Annotated in this window: 17 protein-coding genes; 9 read left to right on the forward strand and 8 right to left on the reverse strand. The window is 35.9% G+C overall.

The features are described from left to right. Positions 1-8: 8 nt before the first annotated feature. The 4 genes from NST63_RS04020 to NST63_RS04035 are packed head-to-tail and all read right to left on the reverse strand — an operon-like array spanning position 9 to position 2773. Positions 9-1274, reverse strand: coding sequence for a PTS ascorbate transporter subunit IIC (locus NST63_RS04020; protein ID WP_341041355.1), 1266 nt, complete (start codon positions 1272-1274; stop codon positions 9-11). 2 nt (positions 1275-1276) lie between these two features. After that, positions 1277-1564 carry a PTS sugar transporter subunit IIB gene (locus NST63_RS04025; RefSeq protein WP_071974754.1) on the reverse strand — a complete coding sequence of 96 codons (288 nt, stop codon included), beginning with the start codon at positions 1562-1564 and terminating at the stop codon, positions 1277-1279. A gap of 15 nt (positions 1565-1579) precedes the next feature. Then, positions 1580-2011, reverse strand: a complete 432-nt coding sequence (locus tag NST63_RS04030; protein WP_218958330.1) for a PTS sugar transporter subunit IIA — start codon at positions 2009-2011, stop codon at positions 1580-1582. A gap of 21 nt (positions 2012-2032) precedes the next feature. Continuing rightward, entirely contained in the window at positions 2033-2773 is a 741-nt protein-coding gene (locus NST63_RS04035; RefSeq protein ID WP_180212234.1) for a UTRA domain-containing protein, read from the reverse strand. 895 nt (positions 2774-3668) lie between these two features. Here NST63_RS04035 and NST63_RS04040 point away from each other — a divergent pair. From NST63_RS04040 to NST63_RS04050, 3 genes are read left to right on the forward strand one after another with little or no spacing between them, the layout of a single operon-like run. Continuing rightward, positions 3669-5057: an APC family permease gene (locus NST63_RS04040; protein ID WP_078109605.1), complete on the forward strand. Its 1389-nt coding sequence runs from the start codon at positions 3669-3671 to the stop codon at positions 5055-5057. A gap of 6 nt (positions 5058-5063) precedes the next feature. After that, positions 5064-6383, forward strand: a complete 1320-nt coding sequence (locus NST63_RS04045; RefSeq protein WP_078109604.1) for an aminotransferase family protein — start codon at positions 5064-5066, stop codon at positions 6381-6383. A gap of 14 nt (positions 6384-6397) precedes the next feature. Continuing rightward, a complete protein-coding gene (locus NST63_RS04050) occupies positions 6398-7849 on the forward strand; it encodes an NAD-dependent succinate-semialdehyde dehydrogenase (RefSeq protein ID WP_078109603.1) in 1452 nt (483 codons plus the stop codon). A 92-nt stretch (positions 7850-7941) separates the two neighbouring features. Here NST63_RS04050 and NST63_RS04055 read toward each other — a convergent pair whose 3' ends face one another. Continuing rightward, entirely contained in the window at positions 7942-8805 is an 864-nt protein-coding gene (locus NST63_RS04055) for a TetR family transcriptional regulator (RefSeq protein WP_180212233.1), read from the reverse strand. A gap of 122 nt (positions 8806-8927) precedes the next feature. On the opposite strand from NST63_RS04055, the gene NST63_RS04060 reads away from it, so the two are divergent. Together NST63_RS04060 and NST63_RS04065 are read left to right on the forward strand one after the other, a co-directional pair. Next, the gene (locus NST63_RS04060; RefSeq protein ID WP_180212232.1) at positions 8928-10376 is read left to right on the forward strand and encodes an MDR family MFS transporter; all 1449 of its coding nucleotides are present in this window, start codon (positions 8928-8930) and stop codon (positions 10374-10376) included. A 95-nt stretch (positions 10377-10471) separates the two neighbouring features. Beyond that, positions 10472-11890 (forward strand): alpha/beta hydrolase, encoded by a 1419-nt coding sequence (locus NST63_RS04065; protein WP_180212231.1) that lies wholly within the window; start codon positions 10472-10474, stop codon positions 11888-11890. 92 nt (positions 11891-11982) lie between these two features. On the opposite strand, the gene NST63_RS04070 is transcribed toward NST63_RS04065, so the two are convergent. Then, a complete protein-coding gene (locus NST63_RS04070) occupies positions 11983-12390 on the reverse strand; it encodes an ASCH domain-containing protein (RefSeq protein WP_078109599.1) in 408 nt (135 codons plus the stop codon). A gap of 263 nt (positions 12391-12653) precedes the next feature. On the opposite strand from NST63_RS04070, the gene NST63_RS27755 reads away from it, so the two are divergent. Further along, a complete protein-coding gene (locus NST63_RS27755) occupies positions 12654-12800 on the forward strand; it encodes an aspartyl-phosphate phosphatase Spo0E family protein (protein ID WP_352523797.1) in 147 nt (48 codons plus the stop codon). Positions 12801-12882: 82 nt separating this feature from the next. On the opposite strand, the gene NST63_RS04075 is transcribed toward NST63_RS27755, so the two are convergent. After that, positions 12883-13317, reverse strand: coding sequence for an Lrp/AsnC family transcriptional regulator (locus NST63_RS04075; RefSeq protein ID WP_071974763.1), 435 nt, complete (start codon positions 13315-13317; stop codon positions 12883-12885). Positions 13318-13437: 120 nt separating this feature from the next. Between NST63_RS04075 and NST63_RS04080 the strand changes: the two genes are divergently transcribed. Beyond that, positions 13438-13863, forward strand: a complete 426-nt coding sequence (locus NST63_RS04080) for a carboxymuconolactone decarboxylase family protein (RefSeq protein WP_078109597.1) — start codon at positions 13438-13440, stop codon at positions 13861-13863. 200 nt (positions 13864-14063) lie between these two features. Here the strand turns inward: NST63_RS04080 and NST63_RS04085 are convergent, their stop codons facing one another. Then, entirely contained in the window at positions 14064-14594 is a 531-nt protein-coding gene (locus NST63_RS04085) for a GNAT family N-acetyltransferase (RefSeq protein WP_216384427.1), read from the reverse strand. A gap of 304 nt (positions 14595-14898) precedes the next feature. Between NST63_RS04085 and NST63_RS04090 the strand changes: the two genes are divergently transcribed. Beyond that, on the forward strand, positions 14899-15600 hold the full coding sequence (locus NST63_RS04090; RefSeq protein ID WP_180212230.1) for a response regulator transcription factor: 702 nt from the start codon (positions 14899-14901) through the stop codon (positions 15598-15600). Continuing rightward, entirely contained in the window at positions 15597-16574 is a 978-nt protein-coding gene (locus NST63_RS04095; RefSeq protein ID WP_180212229.1) for an ATP-binding protein, read from the forward strand. Before NST63_RS04090 ends, NST63_RS04095 begins: the two co-directional genes overlap by 4 nt. Positions 16575-16867: the final 293 nt, after the last annotated feature.

A 16867-nucleotide genomic window follows, 5' to 3' on the forward strand; every position in this document is an offset into this window, starting at 1 on the left:
TCTATTCATTAATGAATTCCAAATAACATTCCAACTAAACGAATAATAACAGCAACAATGATCGCATCTGGAGAAGCAAACCATAGCCCTTCAATTCCGTATCCTTCTAGGTTAATAAGAGGGTATGTAATAGCAATCAATAACGACCATGAAAGACCAAGAACGAAACCGGCAACAATGGCTCCTCTTCGCCCACCTGTTGAATTTCCAAATACTCCAGCCGCTCCCCCCATGAAGAACAATCCAATAACAGATGGAAGTACAACTACTGGTAATACACTAGATATAAAAGTGACAATTAAACTACCCACTAATGCAGATAGGAAACCAAGTGTCACGGCAATCGGTGCGAATGAGAAGAAAATCGGAACGTCAAGTGCAGGTTTTGCACCGGGAACAATCTTTTCCCCAACACCTTTAAATGCAGGGACAATTTCACCAAGAAACATCCGAACTCCTTGGAGAAGTACTAATATTCCGACAACGAAGGTTAGAGCATTCATAATTGAAAATTGGATAGCACTTTGTCCGCTAGATATTTTTTGCATCGTCGCATGATCAACAAATAAAGAAGTTACAACATAGATGATGACCATAACAATTCCCATCAGAATACTCATATCTTTTAAAAAGTCGAGTGACTTAGGTACTTTCACATCTTCGGAGGACTTTTCTTTATTGCCAACAAGACCTCCAATGTAGCCTGAGAGTGAAATCCAAGAGCTTCCCCAAAAACCGAATGCAACATGGTTGTTTCCAGTTACTTTGCGAACAAATGGTTGAGAGATAGCAGGGAAAAATACCATGGAGATTCCTTGAATTATAGATCCTAGAATAATGGTAGTGATACTTGAAAATCCCATCAGATTAAAAACGATGGCCATCGTTCCTGCAAACGAAAACATCATATGCCCGGTCAAGAAAATATATTTCCATTTTGTAATACGTGCAATGACAAGATTAATAAGAAAAGAGAATAAAAGGATAAGAGCAGTTTCCTTTCCTAGAACAACCTGTACAGCTGCAACTAAGGAATTATCTTCGGCTACAATTCCTTTTAAACCAAATGCTTCAGTAAACATCGTGCTAAAAGGGACAAGTGCATTGACAATGATGTTTGAACCTTGTTGTAGCATAATAAAGCCAAAGACGGTTTTTAAGGTGCCTTTTATAATGTCGGAGGTTGATTTCCGTAAGGCAATAAGACCGACTGCTGCGATTATCCCTAAAATGATAGCTGGGTTACTTAGTATCAATGCAATCGTATGTAGCATGATTAGTTCCCTCCCTTAGAGAGACGTATAATTACGGGCATAACTTTCTCTTCAATCTCCTCTTTATCTAGTAAATTATTAATCGAAACAACCTCAACGGTCTCAGCAGATAACTCGGAAGCAATTTCACTAGCAGCTACCATAAAATCACAAGATTTCCCTTTGGCAGAGCCAAGATCTGTGGCCTCTCCATCTACATGAAATCCATGCTTCTTTGCTATAGCCTGAACATCCATTAATAACATTAAGCTTGTTCCAAATCCCATTCCACAGACTGCTACAATTCTCATTTATATTTCCTCCTTTTAAAAGACAGATAAAAATTCTTCTTTATTATCTGTTGTTAATAAAACATGTAGTTTTTCTTTATTACCTAAAATACCTGATAATGCTTGGAGCATTCCGATATGACTGGTACTATCAACTCCTCCAATGGAACAGACCAACCTAACTGGGTCATTGGAGGGGTGACCAAATACAACTTCCTTTTCTAAGCGAATAACGGAAATACATTGTTCATTTACACCATGCTCCGGTCGTGCATGTGGAATTGCGATTCCAGGTGCTAATACAATATAGGGCCCAACATCCTGATACCCTTTAATCATTGCCTCTACGTAGCTAACTTCAACTTTCCCTGCTTGCACGAGTAATTCCCCAGCCTTCTGTATAGCAGCCTCAGCTGATTCTGCCGGTACATCGAGTTCAATCAATTCGTGGTTAATAGGAATGATCATCGTAATTTCCTCCCTAGGATTCTATGATTTGTATTTGTTTCTCCCTTTTAAATGAATATCATATTGGTATCGATCAGAGCGGTTGGTCATTTCTACTACTTCAAAGGGAGTTCCATCTGGCAGAAAGGACGTCCTAGTAATATGAAGAACAGCTGAATAGGGAGGAATATGCAATTCTACTGCCTCTAAATCAGTTGCAATTCTTGCCTGAATTCTTTCTCGTGCACTTTCTAGTTGTATTTGGTAATCCACCTCTAACTCTTCGTATAAAGATTCCTTTGTAAGACCTTTTTCGAGAAATCCAGGTACATATTTAGAACGGATATAGTTCACCATGATGGCAATAGGCTCACCATCAGCACAGCGGATTCTTCGAAGACATATAATCTTTTCTCCTTTATCTAGCTTTAATTCACCGATTAATTTTCGGGAAGGCTCAATCTCACTAATATGAAGGTTAATTGTCTCAATTGTTTTGCCTTTTGACTTCATTTCTTCAGTCCAGCTTGTAATAGTACCAGCATCTTGAATGATTTTTTTTGATTGCACAAAAGTACCTCTGCCTTGATGCTTCATTACAATTCCGTCTTTTTCTAGATCCTCGATTGTTTTTCTAACCGTAATACGGCTAACGCCATACATTTTTTCAATCTCAGATTCTATCGGGAGAGAATCTCCTTCATTTAAATTCTCTTCGATATATTTTAATAATGTGATTTTTAATTGTTGATACAATGGTGTTTTGGAATTTCTATCTAACATAAGTTTGAACTTCACCTACTTTTTTTTGAATTGATTATAATGAATCTATTATGTAACCGTTAACAATATAATATCATTATAATGAATTGTGTCAATAATATTTAGAAAAATTAAAAGGTTATGATGAATTTCGATTGAATGATGATTTTATATGGGGTTCTTTTTATATTGAATGATTATGATGTATGTAATGCTTGAAGATAATATCAAACTGAAGAATATCTATGAAGTATCAAAAAAGGGGGAGGAGAGCTGCATAAGGATAGGACTAATTGAAAAAGATCTCTAAGCAATTTTAATAATCTATATTTCTTATCCCCTGAATGAAAAATTAGTAATAAGTTAGCCAATGATCTGGATCGGACTATCTAACTGGTAAAATAAGAATATCCTATAGATATTTGTCTTTACTTGGTATGACGAGTAATAGTGGATTATAGAAAAATAGATCAAGAAAAAGTAGTGAGGCATAGCAGGGGCTAAGCATTATTTTACTATTTCATAAATAATTCCTAAGTCACTTGAATAATACTGAAAATTATGTAAAATGAAAATATATATTCTTCGCCCTAGCCGTTTTGCCGCGGAAGGAAGGGAAGAATCACTTGTGTTTTTATCCATTGACTGTTAAGATTGCATGTCCATTTTTTACAGAATGGTGCTCATGAATCATAAGCCAGTCCTATCACATGTTTTGTGGTGAGGACTGGCTTTTTTTATATAAAGAGAATGAAGGAGATGGGAGGGAAGATTGAGAAATAGAGTAAACGTTTATATGAGGATCTGCTTATTTCACGAAAACACTAATCAATTTTCTGATCTATCTACGAATTACATACTATTTCATTTTTTTTAAGAATGCTCTAAATGATGTAAATGAGATAGGGGGAGTTAGATGTCAAAGAGCGATGACTTTAGTAAAGTACTATCGCGTGCAGATGTTATTGTGCTAGCCTTTGGGGCAATGATTGGCTGGGGATGGGTCGTCTTATCAGGTGATTGGATTTCGAAGGCAGGATCAATAGGATCGATGATTGCCTTTTTTATTGGAGGCATCATGGTTATGTTTGTTGGATTGGTGTATTCGGAACTGACGACAGCATTGCCAAAGACAGGTGGTGCCCATCATTTTGCACAAGCAGCATTTGGTTCAAGAGCAGCCTTTGTTGTATCATGGTCTATTTTATTAGGCTATGTCTCAGTTGTAGCATTTGAGGCAGTTGCATTACCAACCGTTATTGAATATATATTTCCGAATTATCAAGTGGGTTATATGTGGACCATAGCTGGATGGGATGTTTATTTTTCCTGGGTAGCAGTCGGAATGGTTGGTTCGATTATTGTTACATGGATTAACTTTATTGGTGTAAAACAGGCAGCTGTTTTGCAACTTATCTTAACGGTTTTACTAGCCGTCGTTGGTCTTAGTTTAATTTTCGGTTCTGCGATTGGGGGAGAGGTAAAAAATATGGATCCCCTTTTCACTGGTGGGATGGCAGGATTAATGGGAGTAATGATTATGACTCCGTTTATGTTTGTAGGATTTGATGTTATTCCCCAAATGGCTGAAGAAATGAATATTCCTAAGAAAACAGTTGGTAAGGTCCTAATATTATCAGTTGCATTAGCGGTTCTTTGGTATATTCTCATTATTTTAGGTGTGTCATTATCTTTAAATGAGGGGCAGTTGAAAGTAGCTAGTCTACCTACAGCTGATGCAATGGGAGCCGTGTTTGGCTCTGCCGTGTTTTCAAAAATTTTAATACTCGGGGGGATTGCAGGGATTTTGACAAGCTGGAATGCTTTTATTATCGGTGGAAGTCGTGTGATGTATGCCATGGCACAAGACGGGATGCTTCCGAAATGGTTCGGTCAGATTCATCCAAAATATAAAACACCGAAGAATGCCATCTTGGTGATTGGATTACTTGCTACATTCTGTCCACTTCTTGGAAGACCTGCTTTAGTGTGGCTCGTAGATGCAGGTGGACTATCAATTGTCATCGCATACTTTATTGTTTCCGTTTCATTTGTCATTTTGAGAAAAACACACCCAGAACTTCAGCGGCCATTTCAAGCAGGGAAAAGTAATATTGTTGGTATTTTAGCTTCGATTTTGAGCATAGGATTTATCGTACTGTATATGCCAGGCATGCCGGCATCTCTTATCTGGCCCTATGAATGGGTGCTTTTTGGAGCATGGTGGATTGTTGGTCTGATCTTTTTCTCAAGAATTCCTAAAATGAAAAGTATCGATATTAGCACTACAACTTTTAAGGAGTGAAATCAAATGATGAAAACAGATGTACATGAAATGTTAATTGATTTAGATAAGAAGCACTTTATTCACCCAACCTCTTCTTTAAAACAACAACATGAAAGCGGTGCTCCATTTATTTTTTCAAGTGGTGAGGGGGTATATTTAACAGATACGAAAGGGAGAAAAGTGCTTGAGGGGATGTCTTCACTTTGGAATGTAAATATTGGGTACGGGCGGAAGGAGCTTGCTGAAGCTGCATATGAGCAAATGTCAAAGCTTGCTTTTACAAATTCGTTCTCCTCAATGAGCAATGAACCTGCCATAAGACTGGCTGCAAAGCTTGCAGAATTAGCACCTGGTAATTTAAATGCCGTATTTTTTACGTCAGGTGGTTCTGAATCAAATGACACTGCTTATAAATTAGTACGTTATTATTGGAAGCTGAAAGGTTTACCAGATAAGAAAAAAATTATTTCACAGAAGAAAGGCTATCATGGTGTGAATATTGGGGCTACTAGTGCCACAGGAATTTCTCCATTCCATACATTGACGAATTCACCAGCACCAGATTTTGTTCATGTAGACACCTTTTCTATTGATTCACTTAAGGCATGTATTGAAAAGGAAGGGGCAGATAATATTGCTGCATTTCTTACTGAACCTGTGCAGGGAGCAGGTGGAGTCAATATCGCACCTGAAGGCTATCTTCAAGAAGTGCGAGCCATTTGTGATGAACATAATATTTTGCTCATTGCTGATGAAGTAATTACTGGCTTTGGCCGTACAGGAAAAATGTTCGCTTGTGAACATTATAGTGTTGTTCCTGATTTGCTGCTCTTTGCAAAAGGCGTCACAAGCGGCTATATTCCGCTTGGCGGTGTAATGGTTACTGATGCCATACACCGTGAACTAGTTGAACGCTCAGATGGCACCCTTCTACATGGATATACGTATAGTGGTCATGCGACTGCATGTGCAGTAGGTTTGAAAAATATTGAAATTCTTGAAAGAGAAAACTTAGTTGAAAATTCAAGATTAATGGGTGAGGAGCTACTCAACGGTTTTAAAGAATTACAGATGGAATTTGATTTTATCGGTGAGGTCCGCGCACTAGGTTTGATTGGCGCGATAGAAATGGTTCATCCTATAACTAAGCAGCGTTTTGATTCGTTCATAGCTCCACGGGTAAGTGAAGAGGCAGCTAAAAGAGGGTTAATCGTTCGTACAGTTGTTTTCGAAGGGATGGATACGGTAGTTTTTTCACCACCGCTTATTATTAATAAACAAGAGGTTCAAGAGCTTATTTCTATTATGCGTGCAGCCCTCGCTGCCGTTCAAGAAGAGTTGTAAAGGGGGATTCGATTATGATAGTGGGACAAAAGGAAAAAGGAATTTTTATCAATGGGGAATGGCGTGATTCTTATTCCGGAACCGTTCGGGCGATTATAAATCCAGCAACATTAGAAAAGCTAACAGAAATTTCATATGGTGGGAAAGAAGAAGCATTGGAGGCTGTTGAGGAGGCAAAAGCAGCATTTCCTTCCTGGTCCAAAAAAACGGCAAGAGAGCGTTCGACATTTTTATATAAAGCATATGAAAAGATGCTTGAAAACAAGGAGCAGCTTGCTCAAATATTGACCTCGGAGCAGGGGAAGCCATTGACGGAGGCACGTACGGAAATTGAGTCTGCAGCAAGCTATTTATTATGGTATGCGGAGGAAGCGAATCGTGTATATGGGGAAATTATTCCGTCTTCAAAAGTAAATAGGCGATCACTTGTTATTCCACAGGCAATTGGTGTCATTGCAGCGATTACACCTTGGAATTTTCCAGCATCCATGGTCACTAGAAAATTAGGTCCATCCCTAGCGGCAGGTTGTACGGTTGTATTGAAGCCTGCTTCGCAAACTCCATTGACAGCAATGGCCATTGTAAAGATTTTTGAAGAGGTTGGTCTGCCAAAAGGGGTATTAAACTTAGTATCAGGTGATGCGAAAGGCGTTGGGGAGGCATTGACACAAAGTCCTGATGTACGCTTAATCACATTTACCGGTTCAACTGAAGTGGGGAGGGAGTTAATGAAGAACAGTGCCCAACATATTAAAAAGCTTTCTTTAGAGCTTGGTGGGCATGCCCCAATTCTGGTAATGGATGATGCGAATTTAGAGAATGCAGTTGACTTAACCCTTGCAAGTAAATTTAGAAACTGTGGGCAAACATGTATATGTGCCAATAGAGTGTATGTTCATAGGGAAATTGCGGATTCCTTTGTTGAAAAGCTTGCGGTTAAAGTGAAAAGTATGAAAATAGGCAATGGGATTGATGAAGCAACGGTGATTGGTCCAATGATTGATAGAAATGCAGTGGAAAAGGCAGCAGAACATGTAGAGGATGCAGTTCATCAAGGTGCGACCATTATTACAGGAGGGAAGGAATGGCAAGGAAATTTAGGCGGACATTTCTATGAACCTACTATTCTTGTTGATGTTAATGATCAAATGAAGGTAATGAACGAGGAAACATTCGGACCGGTTCTACCAATAGAAACATTTGATTCAATTGAAGAGGTGATAGAAAAAGCAAATCAACTACCATATGGCTTAGCGGCTTATATCATGACTGAGAGTACAAATCGAGTCTTTCAGCTATCAGAAGCCCTTGAATACGGCATTATCGGTGTAAATGACGTATTCCCCGCCACCGCCGAAGCCCCATTCGGAGGCATCAAAGAATCAGGATTTGGAAAAGAAGGCGGCAAAGAAGGAATAATGGAATTCGTCGAAATGAAATACGTCTCCATAGGGATGACCAACTAAGGGGTCAGACCCCCACTGCGTTAAAGCGTTAAAACAGCGGGGGTCAGACCCCCATTGCGTTAATACGTTAAAACAATGGGGGTCTGACCCCTTTATTTAACTCTTCTTGCTTGCTTAGAAACCATATCGTAGACTTGGTTGTATTTTTGTTCTCTTTGTTTTGGGGCGGAGGATAGAATTTTGAGTTGGCGAGCGGCACTTTCGCAAACGATCCATCTTATTGATGGGTGTTGAATTTCGTCTAAGATAAAGTGGACGAGCTCTTGTTCTTCTTTAGAGAGGTGCTCTTTTTTTATTTCTTCAAGTATAGTCCCTATATTAGAGAGAACGGTTTCTAATGATTCTTGATTATTTCCAGATGAAAATGGGAACAGTATTTGTTGTTTTTGCTGTTTTGTTATTTCAATGTTTTTTTCTAGTCGAAGTATATTGTAGTCTAATATATCCGAACTTTTTGTATCAAGGTTCATTTGATTGCAGTATCTGAACTGGTACCCAAGACCCCCGGTGAAATGAGTGGCGAGATCCATTGCACTCTCTTCGATTTCTAAGCCATAGACATCAATCAACCGTTTTGCTAACCATTCTAATTCCTTATAATGGCTTTCCTCCATATATTTTTTTAATTGTTCATCGTTTTCCGCCATTGAAATATTATATAGCTCTAGTATTTTTTCGGTACTATAGATGGAATGCTTTACACGAAGTTGAGAATGAAAAATTTGTTTGCTATGAATATCTCCATCAACAATCAACCGTTGTTGCTGTTCTTCAACTTTTATATCAACCTCTTGAATGATGTATAAAATTATTTGAGATTTAGAAGAAAAGTGATTATAAAAAGTCCCTTTTGAAACACCTGACTTCTCCAAAATATCTTGAACCGAAGTATAATGATATCCTTTTGTTCGAAATAACGTTTTAGCTACTTCAATGATTTGTTCTTTTTTTGTCATTTGCTCTTCTCCTAAAAAATTATTGACATATATAGTATACCACCTTTATTATAATCAAGAAATATACTTGAGTATAAAAAAATATACACAAGTCAAAAAGAAAAGAAAGGTGTGTGTTCTATATGAACCAGATTTCCACTTTACCGGTAGATATAAAAGGAAAGCCCTTCAAAAGACCAGGTTTTGTTATTGTTCTTTTGGTAGGTGCTTTTATAGCGATCTTAAATCAAACGGTTTTAGTTATTGCTCTTCCAAAAATTATGGAAGACCTAAATGTTACAGCTAATAATGCACAGTGGCTCATCACTGCGTTTATGTTAATCAATGGAATAATGATTCCTGTTTCAGCATTTTTATTAAACCAGATTGCTAGTAGGAATTTATTTCTTCTTGCAATGGGATGTTTTGCTATTGGAACCGTCGTTTGTGCCATTAGCCCAACATTTCAACTTCTACTGATTGGTCGTATGATTCAGGCAGTTGGATCTGGCATCATGCTACCCTTAATGCAAACATTAATGTTTATGATTTTTCCACCTGATCGCAGAGGAGAAGCAATGGGACTTGTTGGTATCGTCATCGCTTTTTCACCAGCAATCGGTCCAACTTTATCAGGCTGGATTGTTGATTCTTATCATTGGCATTATCTTTTTTATTTAATTCTGCCAATTACAGTTATTGATATGATTCTTGCAATCTATTTTCTGAAGAACGTTATTCAGCTGACAAAACCAAAGTTGGATATACTTTCAGTTTTATTAAGCAGTATTGGATTAGGAACACTTCTCTATGGAATTGGAATTGGAGGAGATAAAGGGTGGGGGAATCCTATCGTATGGATCTCTTGTGGAATAGGTCTAGTCGTATTATTTCTATTTTCTCTTCGTCAATTCAAATTAGAAGAACCAATATTAGAACTACGTGTATTTAAAAGCAAGGGATTTACTGTAACTACGGTAATCGTTTCTATTATTTTTATGACAATGATTGGCTCTGAAATTTTACTCCCCATTTATACACAGAAGATTCATGGATATTCTGCATTGCAATCAGGCCTAGTTCTTCTCCCAGGCGCGTTAGTATTAGGACTTATCTCACCTATTGCAGGGAAAATATTTGATAGGTATGGAATAAGAAAACTTTCGATCGTCGGGATGGTTATTTTAACATTAGGTACTATACCTTTTTTATTTTTAGAACAGGATACATCCATTTGGTGGATTGTAACGGCCTATTCTTTAAGAATGTTAGGAATGGGGCTAGTTATGATGCCTTTAGCGACTGCAGGGATTAATGCGCTACCTCAAGCGTTAATCAGTCACGGAACTGCAGCTAATAATACAGTTCGTCAAATTTTTGCATCTCTAGGTTCAGCCATTATTGTGGGGGTCATGTCAACATCAGTCAGTCATTACATTAGTCATCATGGGATGAGCCAAGCACCACATCTATTATTCGACGCAACTATAAAAGGACTGAATAATGGATTTTTAGCTGCATTTACTCTTACTATCTTAGCATTTATTTTTTGTTTTTTTATTAAACAGCCTGTTAAGGATAATGCCCAATGATTTTTGTCACTCTGCTAAAGGAAACGCTTATTCATGTTAATTAGTCGTTTCCTTTCCTAAATGTTGCTGTCGAAAAGTAAAGAAAGGAGTATGAAATGCGTTTAATAGAAATGATATATGCTATTTTAGCATTAGGTTTACTTTGGTGGTCTTTCTTTTCAAAAAAACAAAACTGGAAGATTATCATTCTACTATTATCTGCCATGCTCTTCCTGATAACAATACAATATAAAGTGGAAGGTTTCCGTTGGCAGATGATTCCGTTATATGTAGTGCCAATCTCTTTAATCTATTTTTTACGCGTAAATGTTTCTAAGAAATGGTTAAAGATTACTATGTCTATAAGCATTTGCCTTTTTACTGTTATTTCCGTTAGTTTACCTTTCATCTTTCCTGTTTTTGCATTTAAGGAGCCTACCGGTAAATATGCAGTTGGCACAACAAGCTATACCTTCGTTGATCATAATCGGTTGGAGACATACGAAAAAGATCCATATTCAAAAAGAAAGCTAGCAGTACAGATTTGGTACCCTGTGAATAAAGATGAAAAAGGAAAATTTGCTCCATATATATCAGATATTCAACCCATTGCAAAAGGGCTAAAAAAGGCACTCCATTTGCCGTCATTCCTTTTCCAACAGCTAAGTTTAGTAAAAACTCATTCGATGTTAAATGTACATGTCTCACCAGAAAAGTCTAATTATCCTGTTTTAATTTTTTCCCATGGACTAACAGGATTTCGAAATCAAAATACGTTCGAAGTTGAAGAGCTAGCAAGCCATGGATATATTATTGTAGGAATTGATCATACATATGATGCTGCAGCAACGATTTTTACGGACGGTTCTAGTGCTGAAATTCGCTTTAAAAATTTATCCGGATTTGATGAACTGGATTCACATATTACTTTATGGGAAAAGGATGTTTCGTTTGTCCTTAATGAGTTAGAGAAGTTAAATAAAAATGATAGAAAAAATTTGTTCATCAATCGAATGGATCTAAATCAAATAGGTATGTTTGGTCATTCATATGGTGGTGCGACTGCCGTGCAAATGTTAATGAAAGATGACAGAATTAAAGCAGCTGTCAATATGGATGGTACCTTGTATGGAGAAAAAATTGAAGAAACTGGGGTGGAAAAGCCCTTAATGATTTTTAATGGGGAAAAAAGTATAGATTATAACGAGTATAAAAAAACACTTAATCAAGCTGATTCTCAATTGGATAAACCACTCAGTTATTATGAGAATAATTGGAAGGAAACAACAGAGCGAAGGGAGAATGCATTAGCTAATGGTGGGATATCTATTGAAATTCCTCATACGTCTCATATGAGTTTTACTGATTTTCCGCTTTTTTCACCTTTTTTTGCAAATAAAGGGGAAGATCCTAGATATGTTCATGAGGTAATTAATGCTTTTACATTACATTTCTTTGATTTCCATTTGAAAAATAAGCCCTTTCATTTAAATCAACTAAAGAAGGCTTATTCAGATATAAAAGTAAGTGAATAATCGTCTTCATATTAAATAGCCTTCATTTTCGAAGGCTATTTGTTGGATACTAAACATCATTGATAGATTTATCGTGAAACCTGTAATAGGTGCTATTCGTTTGTTACCATTTCGAATAATTCCACTACTAAAATAGTCTCATCATTTAATTCAATATCTATCTCTTTCCATGCTAATTTGTGGTCCTCTTGAAATTTTTCTATATCGTCACCATTTCCTTCGCCTCGAACAAGTCTTAAATCTGGGTTTCCAAAGGTTGTTTCGAATACTTCTTTCAATCTCACATTACATCGTGGATGACCATGTTTATCATATACCGTAACAATTTCTCCAACTGGTTCATATGTTTTTCTTAATTCTTCTTTTGAATATTCCTGTTTAGGAGCACAAGTAGCTGTTTTTTCTCCTTTTAGAATTTGTTGAATCAACATCTCGCCAATTCCATTATCCTCTTCCCAACCAAAAATCATTTGATATTTAGAAATTGCAACATCAGACATATTCATTCCTCAATTCTTTAAGTTTATGTAGATACAAGATTATCGCCTTTAAAAAATATTGACATATTTCCTATCCCACTATTATTATAATTAATATTTGTACTTAAGTATATAAAAGTATACTGTAGTCCAATAAATGTTTTAGGTCATGGTGAGGGGGGAAGTGGAGGTAAATAAAATAATTTGGTTATACAGTATTTAATTATGATTCATAAAAGTGAAAGAGATGAACAATTATTAATAGAAAAGAATTATCAATAAAAATTGAACAGAAACGACAAATATTAAATCTTTTTGCTAACGAAAAAGGGTTAACACATCCCGATACCATACGTTTCAGTCAAGAATTAGAGAAATATCTTCTAAACTATCAATTAACCTTCATAAAATTTCGTCATAGTGAGAAATAGATGATTCGGTAAAAAAGTAAATAGGCTTTGGGGGTCAGGCCCCCATTGCGTTAATACGTTAAATCAGCGGGGGTCAGACCCCTTAAAATAGACTTAAATTAGTTTCTACTTGCGAGAAAATAAAATGTGTGACCGTGTGAGCGAATGGACTGACATCATCAATAAATTCCTCTGCTTTTGGGAAAGATTCAAATTGCATTTTGAGCATATAACAGGCATTGCCAGCAATACGATAACAAAACTCTACATTTGGTAGTTGCTCGATATATTTTCTGAAAGCTTTGTAATCGCCATTTTTAATGGTTGCTTCAACGATACATTGAATCGGCGAACCTAATTTAGAATAATCGATTTCTAACGTGTATCTTTTTATTATTCCAAAGGATTCCATTTGTCGGACTCGTTCTGTGACTGAAGGGGAAGAAAGGTTGATTCTCCTCCCGAGTTCACTCATTGATAAACGACTATTCTGTTTCAATTCATTAATTATTTTTTTATCAATCTCATCAATTTTCATTTTTAAGGAAACTCCTCTGTTTTTTATTAAATTCCATAACTAATAATTATTAATACATTACATATTTAATGTGAATGGTTCATTCTATTTTTTATACTAATATATAAGGTGGTGTTAATAATGGCAAGAATTAGTGAATCTACATTTGGAAATACTCCTTTCCAAAGACTTTTAGGACATAACGAAAAAGTAATGGAAGGGTGGTCTTACTTAGGAGATGTGTTAGAAAAGGATGGATTCCTCTCCTCAGAATTAAAGGAACAAGTAAGAAGAACTCTGGCTCAAAGCAATGGCTGTGAATATTGTAAAGCAAAAGGCAAGCCAGAGCCTGAAAAATTCAATGAGAAAATTTCTATTGCAGTCGGGTTTGCGGAAGTTTTTTTAAAGCAAAAAGAAAGTATACCAGATTCATCTTTTGAAATATTACAAGAATATTTTAACGAAAATGAAATAAGTGAGCTCTGTGCATTTATTGCATTTACAACCGCATCACAGTATTTTGGAGCCATGATGAAATTAGAAGCTGAAAATAAAATAGTAGAATAATAGAAAATTGAATTAGACTACGATTTATTAGTAACTGGCATATAAAAATAACAAAACTGTCCTTAAAAGGGGAGTTTTTTATAGATTTAATAGTTAGCATCAATCTTTTCTATCCAAATGGGGTAGCAGGAATGAAAAATAGAGTTGTCTATAAACAAAGGGGTCAGACCCTCTAATAGACAACTCTATACTAGGATTTACTAATCTGTAATTAATTTTGAAAAAATACTTAGATCAATAAACCTTCCTTTAGACTTTTCACATTTTCTCATTGTTCCTTCAAATGTAAAGTTTAGTTTTTGTAAAACTTTCACTGAACTTTTATTAGCAGGTTCAACTCTAGCTTCAATTCGATTCATGCCCAATGAGTTAAATGCATAATGAACAAGTGAGCTTATCGCCTCTGGAGCATATCCCTTTCCCCAATAAGCCTTACTAATTTCATATCCAAGTTCAACTTTAGAATGATCATAATCGAGAGAATTGTACCCACAAGAGCCAATTATATCTTGAGTGTCTTTTTTAATTATAGAATAGCGGATAGCCTTGTTTTCCTGTGATAAATGATTTAGTAATTCAATCATTTCCCTCGCTTGGCTTACATCAGTAAAGCGATCAATATTCATGTATTTTGTTACATCAGGATCTGACCAAATCGAAAATAAGCTTTCCGAATCTGATACATGAATTTTTCTTAATAATAATCTTTCCGTTGTTAAAAGTTCCTTCATCAATAAGTTCCCTCCATCTGTTTTTTTTATATCGGGTTACTATATTGATATCTGCGCATAATTCAGTCCCTTCTTGAAAAAGATAATTCTATTATATATTAGTAGATAGACAGGAAAACTTTTAACATTTGCATCTGAAATAGATGGAAGGTCTATAATTCTAAAATGCTTTTATTTTAAAATCAATTTAATTAATGCATGTACTTTTTATAACTTGTATAATCGAATAACTAAAAGAGTCTTATCCAACTATAGTGTCTTAGGATTATATTTGTTAATGTTATGTTTGAAAGGGAAGATCGATATGCCAAAGATAATGATCATTGAGGATAATGAAGACCTCAGAAAACTTTTAGAGAACTATTTAACGAAGTACGGCTATCAGTGTGTCGGATTAGATAACTTTGATCGTGTTTTGACAGAGTTTAGAGAGAATAGCCCTGATTTAGTATTGCTTGATATCAATTTGCCCTCTTTTGATGGGTTTTATTGGTGTAGACAAATAAGAAAGTATTCAAAATGTCCGATTATCTTTATATCTGCTCGTGAAGGAACAATGGATCAAGTGATGGCTATTGAGAATGGAGCAGATGATTATATTACAAAGCCCTTTTCATTTGAGATTGTAACAGCTAAGGTAAAAAGTCAACTTCGACGGACCCTGGGGGAATATGCGCTAAACCAAAAGGAGAAGGTGATTAATTTTGAAGGACTCAAGTATTATCCAGAGAAGCTTGAATTAGAGTTCAAAGGCAAGAACTACGAGCTCTCGAAAAAAGAAGCGACAATGATAGCGCTACTTTTAGAGCGTGGAGATAAGGTAACGAGTCGTGATAGGTTAATGGAGAAAATGTGGGATACAGATATGTTTGTTGATGAGAATACGTTAAATGTATATATATCAAGAATTCGTAGGGTATTGAAGGAATTAGGGATCAATGATGCAGTAGAAACCATACGTGGAGCCGGCTACCGAATGAAAAAGACGTGGGAAGATAACCAATGAAAATCTTTCTAAGAAGTCATTTTGCATTACTATTTATGGTAATTGTACAAGGCGGATTCACATGGTTGTATTTTTGGTTTCTAGGATTTCAAGGATGGGGACATGTCCTTTATGTTTTGTTAATGCAAATCATTCTTCTTTGTATTTATTTAGCCTATCGGTGGATGAATGACTCACAGCTTTATAAATGGATAACTACCGATGAGAAAGAATTAAGGTATATACCTAGCTTTGGAAATGGTTATTTTAATAAAGTACTGCACCAGAAAATAATCGAGGAAAAAGATGCCGCTGATCAATTGATATTGGAAGGTGAGGCGGAGATTAAAGAAAAAGCGACCTTTATGAATCAATGGGTCCATCAAATGAAAACGCCGATATCAGTGATACAGCTAATGATTCAAGATTATGATGATCCAGTTTTCCAGGATATTCGAAAGGAAATATACAAATTAGAGATGGGATTAAAGACTGTTTTATATTCCTCTAGGCTATCCTTGTTTGAAAAGGATTATCAGATTGAAAGGATCCCTATCAATACATTTATAAAAGAACTTGTTAAAGAAAATAAAAGCCTGTTTTTTCAATTCAAGGTATATCCCAATATGATAATGGACGACCAAGATCTTTATATTCTTTCTGATAAAAAATGGATTAAGTTTGTCATTGAGCAAGTGCTGTCCAATGCATTAAAGTATTCAACGGAAAAGTCCAATAAGGTAGATATACGATTAGCAAAACAAAATGAACAAGTGATTTTAACCATTACTGATTATGGAATAGGTATTCCTGAACAGGATGTAAAGAGGGTATTTGAACCATATTTTACCGGTGTGAATGGAAGAAAGTATCATGAATCGACAGGGATGGGGCTCTATCTTGTTAAGGAAATATTAAATAGGCTCGCCCATGATTTCTCCATTGATACGGAGATAAACAAAGGAACTTCGTTTAGCATTATTTTTAATGTTTAGGAAAAAATAATTGTGGCCTTGCTGTATCTTCAGCAAGGTTTTTTCTTTTCAATTATTGATTAATGGATAAATGCAATGCACTAAACATGAATATGTTCTAGCCATGTCTCTTCAGGTCAAAAACCGGATTTTCGTGGAAAGTTTTAGATCCAACTTTCCTTTTTGGGAAAATCAAAGATCAGATTTTCGTGGAAAGTTCTAAAGCCAACTTTCCTTTTTGGGAAAATCAAAAATCGGATTTTCGTGGAAAGTTTTAAGGCCAACTTTCCTTTTAGGAAAATTAAAGGTCAGAT

The sequence above is a fragment of the Heyndrickxia sp. FSL W8-0496 genome, assembly GCF_038007825.1.
Classification (GTDB): domain Bacteria; phylum Bacillota; class Bacilli; order Bacillales; family Bacillaceae_C; genus Heyndrickxia; species Heyndrickxia oleronia.